The 5,703-nt window shown below is 39.9% G+C and carries 6 protein-coding genes; all 6 read left to right on the forward strand.

Annotated elements, in window-relative coordinates:
* A partial coding sequence (gene preA / locus V7659_RS30530) for an NAD-dependent dihydropyrimidine dehydrogenase subunit PreA (RefSeq protein WP_335543763.1) occupies positions 1–1,045 on the forward strand: 1,045 nt, incomplete at its 5' end.
* A 22-nt stretch (positions 1,046–1,067) separates the two neighbouring features.
* Positions 1,068–2,489, forward strand: a complete 1,422-nt coding sequence (hydA, locus tag V7659_RS30535) for a dihydropyrimidinase (RefSeq protein ID WP_335543764.1) — start codon at positions 1,068–1,070, stop codon at positions 2,487–2,489.
* Between the two features lie 35 nt (positions 2,490–2,524).
* Positions 2,525–2,740, forward strand: a complete 216-nt coding sequence (locus V7659_RS30540) for a hypothetical protein (RefSeq protein ID WP_335543765.1) — start codon at positions 2,525–2,527, stop codon at positions 2,738–2,740.
* Between the two features lie 36 nt (positions 2,741–2,776).
* Positions 2,777–3,010: a hypothetical protein gene (locus V7659_RS30545; RefSeq protein ID WP_335543766.1), complete on the forward strand. Its 234-nt coding sequence runs from the start codon at positions 2,777–2,779 to the stop codon at positions 3,008–3,010.
* A 77-nt stretch (positions 3,011–3,087) separates the two neighbouring features.
* The gene (locus V7659_RS30550; protein ID WP_335543767.1) at positions 3,088–4,719 is read left to right on the forward strand and encodes a PucR family transcriptional regulator; all 1,632 of its coding nucleotides are present in this window, start codon (positions 3,088–3,090) and stop codon (positions 4,717–4,719) included.
* 153 nt (positions 4,720–4,872) lie between these two features.
* On the forward strand, positions 4,873–5,703 hold an 831-nt coding region (locus tag V7659_RS30555), incomplete at its 3' end, for an aldehyde dehydrogenase family protein (RefSeq protein WP_335543768.1).

Here is a 5,703-nt window from a genome sequence, read left to right on the forward strand (position 1 = left end):
ATTAGATGTTAATTTAAAGGAAATCTATGAAACTAAGAAGCGTTTTCCAAACCATGCCATCATTGCTTCGCTCATGGTGGAACCGAAGCAAGAAAAGTGGCATGAAATTGTTAAACGTGTTGAGGATGTCGGGGTGGATGGACTTGAGTTAAATTTTGGATGTCCCCACGGGATGGCTGAGCGTGGCATGGGTTCTGCTTCCGGTCAGGTACCAGCCCTGGTTGAACGGCAGACCTATTGGGTGAAGGAAGTAGCTAAAACACCTGTTATTGTAAAATTAACACCAAATATTACCGATATAACCGCGACGGCTGAAGCTGCCTGCAATGGTGGTGCTGATGCGATTTCCATGATCAATACGATTAATAGCTTGATGGGGGTCGACCTCGATTCATGGAATACCATTCCCCATGTGGCCGGAAAAGGAGCACACGGCGGATATTGTGGACCTGCAGTAAAGCCGATTGCCTTAAATATGGTCGCAGAATGCGCAAGACATCCACGTATTAATGTCCCAATTTCAGGGATTGGCGGGATTTCCAACTGGAAGGATACCGTTGAATTTATGTTGATGGGTGCAACAGGTGTTCAAGTTTGTACAGCTGCTATGCACCATGGTTTCCGCATTGTCGAGGACATGATTGAAGGTCTTAGCAATTACCTCGATAGCAAAGGAATTGCTTCGGTATCTGAAATTATCGGGAAATCTGTTCCTAGATACTCAGATTGGGGTAATTTGGATTTAAATTACAATATCGTTGCAAAAATCAATACGGATGTTTGCATTAATTGCAACAAGTGTCATATTGCCTGCGAGGATACCTCACATCAATGTATCGATATGTTGACGGACGTAAATGGGAAGAGCTACCTCAAGGTGCGTGAAGAAGATTGCGTCGGCTGTAACTTATGCTCGATTGTTTGTCCAGTCGATGGAGCCATTGACATGATGGAAGCCACGAGGGAATTAGCCCCAATGACCTGGAATGAACGTCAAGCTGCCTTAAGCGGTGTGGTTGAATGTAAAGCGGATATTACGAAGTAAATGATACCAAGGAGGGAATTTAATGAAAAAAATAATCAAAAATGGCACGATTGTTACTGCCGCTGACACGTATCAAGGAGAAATATTAATTGAGGATGGTAAAATCACACAAATAGGCTCAAATTTATCAGCGATCGGTGCGGAAGTCGTCGACGCAAAAGGCTGTTTTGTTTTTCCGGGAGGGATTGATCCACACACTCACCTCGACATGCCTTTTGGTGGAACGGTAACAAAGGATGATTTTGAATCAGGCACGATTGCGGCTGCCTTCGGTGGTACGACAACGGTTATTGATTTTTGCTTAACCAACAAGGGAGAGCCCCTGAAAAATTCTATTCAAACATGGCATGATAAATCGAAAGAGAAAGCGGTCATTGATTATGGGTTCCATTTAATGATCTCAGAAATCAATGAAGATGTCCTGGGTGAACTTCCACAAGTAATTAATGAAGAAGGCATTACCTCCTTTAAGGTATTTATGGCATACAAAAATGTATTTCAAGCGGATGATGAAACATTGTTTAAGACCTTAATTTCCGCAAAAGAACATGGTGCCTTGGTGATGGTTCATGCAGAAAACGGCGATGTCATTGATTACTTAACGAAGAAAGCCCTCGACGAAGGGAATACAGCTCCTATTTACCATGCATTAACAAGACCTCCAGAATTAGAGGGAGAAGCGACTGGACGTGCAGCAAATTTCACAGGGCTTGCTAATTCACAGTTATATGTGGTCCATGTCTCCTGTGCGGATGCAGTAGAACAAATTGCTAAAGCACGCAGTAAGGGTTTTGATGTCTGGGGGGAAACGTGCCCGCAATATTTAGTTCTTGACCAAAGCTATTTAGAGAAACCAAATTTCGAAGGAGCAAAATATGTATGGTCACCGCCGCTTCGAGAAAAGTGGAATCAAGATGTTTTATGGAATGCTTTAAAGAGCGGCCAACTGCAAACCATCGGCTCCGATCAGTGCTCCTTTGATTTTAAAGGGCAGAAGGATTTAGGAAGGGATGATTTTACTAAAATTCCGAATGGCGGCCCAATTATTGAGGATCGTTTGTCGGTTTTATTCTCTGAAGGGGTGAAGAAAGGCCGGATTAGTTTAAATCAATTTGTTGATATTACCTCAACAAGGAGCGCAAAGCTATTTGGTCTATTCCCGAAAAAAGGGACAATCGCTGTTGGTGCAGATGCAGACCTTGTGATCTTTAATCCGAATATCGAACGTGTCATTTCGGCTGAAACCCACCATATGGCTGTGGATTATAATGCATTTGAAGGAATGAAGATCACTGGGGAGCCAGTTTCTGTGTTGTCCCGTGGGGAATTTGTCGTTCGTGACAAGCAGTTTGTTGGTAAGCCAGGTTCCGGCCAATATTTAAAGCGTGCAAAATATAATAAAAATGCGCTTGTAAACCAAAACGAAACACTATCAATCCAATAATTTATAAAGATATCTGAATTAAAGGGGGCGATTGGATGTCAGATTATCAGCAATTTTTAGATGAAAGAGACAAAATTGATTTTCTTATCCAAAAGGGGTATCAGATCAACGGTGTAAATGAACATCTAAACGGGGCAACTGTTGAATTTGTCCACCCAAATGGAAATGTAACCGAAATACTGAAGATTGGAACAGCAAATGCCCGTAAGTATTTTACTAGTCTACTATTAAAGCAAAAACACACCAGCTAGACGATGTTAGGAAAAAGTAAAAAAGGGGTGGGAAGGATGGAATTTTATTTAAAATCCAAAGACAATGCCTATCCTTGTGAAGTCACAATTGATGAAGATAATGGCCGTTATACGATCCGAAAATCAGATTCGAGTGGAGAGTACTTTAACTCTGCAAAAGAATTGGTGGCATGGATTATCGAAAATTGGCAATCTGAAGATTTTCTTGATCGTGATGAATTTGAGTCCATGCTAAATAAAATAAAGGTATACTTCCCGATCATCCATTAGTAATAAACGAAAGGATTGGTTGCAAGGCCAATCCTTTCAATTAATGCTTCTGTTCATTTTTTTCCAAGGAGAGCCAAATGATCAAAGACCATTTCCATTTAACAGTGGCAGATATCTTAAAGCGAAAGAATTTTGAACATGCACACGTTATTGCAGGAGAAAAAGGTATTCATCGATTTGTCAAATGGGTTCATGTTGTCGAGGTCACGAGTATTCGTAATCTTCTTAACGGAAATGAGCTTATTCTTTCAACAGGGGTTGCATGGAGGGGGAATACGGAATTATTTGTTTCAATGGTAAAAGAATTTCTTGATAACCAGGCTGCAGGCTTATGTATTGAAATGGGAACATACTTGACAGAGATCCCTGTGGAAGTCTTAGAAGTTGCTAATGAGCATCAATTCCCCATCATTGTTTTTTCGAAAGAAGTTCCGTTTGTTCAAATCACTCAAGATATTCACTCGATGATTATTAACCAGCAGTACCAGATGATATCTGATTTAGAAAATTACTCCCAAAGTCTGAATAAACGACTATTAACGATTGAAAGTTATGAAGATATACTAAAATGTATGTTTTCTTCTCTGGATTTACAAATTATTTTCCGTTTAAAAAACCAGAACTATGAGTTTGTTCCAGATATCCATCTACTCGAACAAAAAACAATCATTCACCAGCTCAAAGCCTTTAAAATAAACCCATGTGAAAATATTGCCTCCCAACCTATTTTCCTATTTGGGCAAGAATGTGCGGAGTTATTCATCTATTCTAAAAATCTTCCAATCCGTGAATACGATGTATTGATTTTAGATCGGACTGCTACTGCGCTAGCCCAGCATTTACTACGGGATATGTATTTCGAAGAAAAAAAGCGTGTCGAGGAGTTTGAGTGGTTGTATGGCTGGCTTGAAGGTGAGCATTCCCCCGAAAGTATTAGTGAATATTTTGCGCAGAATCGGGTCAAACCAAAAACCAATGAAGTCGCAGTCTTAATCACGAAGCTTATTCCCCTCAAAGAGAAAATCACACAAGATGTAACGTATTTAAAACTATTATTCCGTTCGGTTCTTGAACAGAATGGTTTCACGGTGTTTTCTGTAGAAAAAAGAAATGAAATAACGTTCATTCTTGTAAATAACCGGGCAAAAAAGAATGTAAAGGAACGAATGAAAACAGCAATCGAATCCATCCTTGAATCAGAGTTTATTAGAAAACAATGTTCAGTGAAAATAATGATTGCTGCTGGAAGTATTAGCGGGAATATAAATGAAGTACATAAAAGTTATCAAACAGCAAAAGAAACACAGCGAATCCAGCAAAAAATGTCCAATAAAGCTGACTATTATTTTTATGAAGATTTGCATTTATATCGGCTGATATCACAAATGAGTAAACATATCAATCTGCAAGAGTTTGCTGCAGAGTATTTACAGCCAGTGATTCATTATGATCAGAAATATAATGGCAAGTTGTTGGAGACGTTAAAGGTTTATTTAGAATGCAATGGATCAAAACAAGAGGCAGCGAGCAAGCTTTATATCGTTAGGCAAACGTTGTATCATCGCTTGCAAAAGCTTGAAAGCATTCTCGGTGAAGACTTTATGGAACATGAAAAACGAGTGGCCATCGAATTTATGCTCCTAGTACAAGATTATTTAGCATCATCCCATTCTGCTTTAAGCATTAATAAATATCGAAAACTGGAATAAGGGTTGATAGTTGCTCATACCGTCAAAGAAATACCCCGCCTCATTATATTGATTGTCTAATGATAGCGTGCATTAGATACGAGATAATGAGTTTATAAGGTGTGTATTATTAGAAAATTTTAAAAAATAGATAAAATTAGGAGGTTAATATATATGACTGTAACAAGAAAGGAAACGACGGTACTAAAGAATTTTATTAATGGTGAATGGGTGAACTCGAATACTCTACAAACCTTGGACGTCCCAAACCCGGCAACGAATGAGGTGTTAACCAAGGTTCCTGTGTCAACGAAAGAGGATGTAAATCTTGCTGTTACAGCAGCAAAAGCGGCGTTAAAAGAGTGGAAAATCGTTCCTGTCCCAAAAAGAGCAAGAATTCTTTTTAAGTATCATCATTTGTTAACGGAAAACCATGAAGAATTGGCAAGATTAATTGTTTTAGAAAATGGTAAGGCATACAAAGAAGCATACGGGGAAGTTCAGCGCGGAATCGAGTGTGTTGAATTTGCTTCTGGTGCGCCAACATTAATGATGGGGGAATCGTTATCCGGAATTGCCGAGGATATTGATTCAGAAATGTTCCGTTATCCTGTAGGAGTTGTCGGCGGGATCACACCGTTCAACTTCCCAATGATGGTCCCGCTTTGGATGTTCCCACTTGCGATTGCTTGTGGCAACACATTTGTACTCAAACCATCAGAACGTACGCCAATATTAGCCAATCGTTTAGCAGAGTTGTTTGCAGAAGCTGGAGCACCAAACGGGGTGTTAAATGTGGTCCACGGTGCCCATGATGTCGTTAATGGCTTACTCGAGCATAAGGATATTGCGGCAATTTCATTTGTAGGCTCACAGCCAGTTGCCAAGTATGTTTACCAACGTGCTGCTGCGGAAGGTAAGAGAGTTCAAGCACTCTCTGGTGCTAAAAATCATCATATCGTAATGCCAGATGCCGATATGGAAAAGGCCGTCCAGCATATTATC

It is taken from the genome of Neobacillus drentensis (assembly GCF_036966985.1).
Taxonomy (GTDB): Bacteria; Bacillota; Bacilli; order Bacillales; family Cytobacillaceae; genus Neobacillus; species Neobacillus drentensis_E.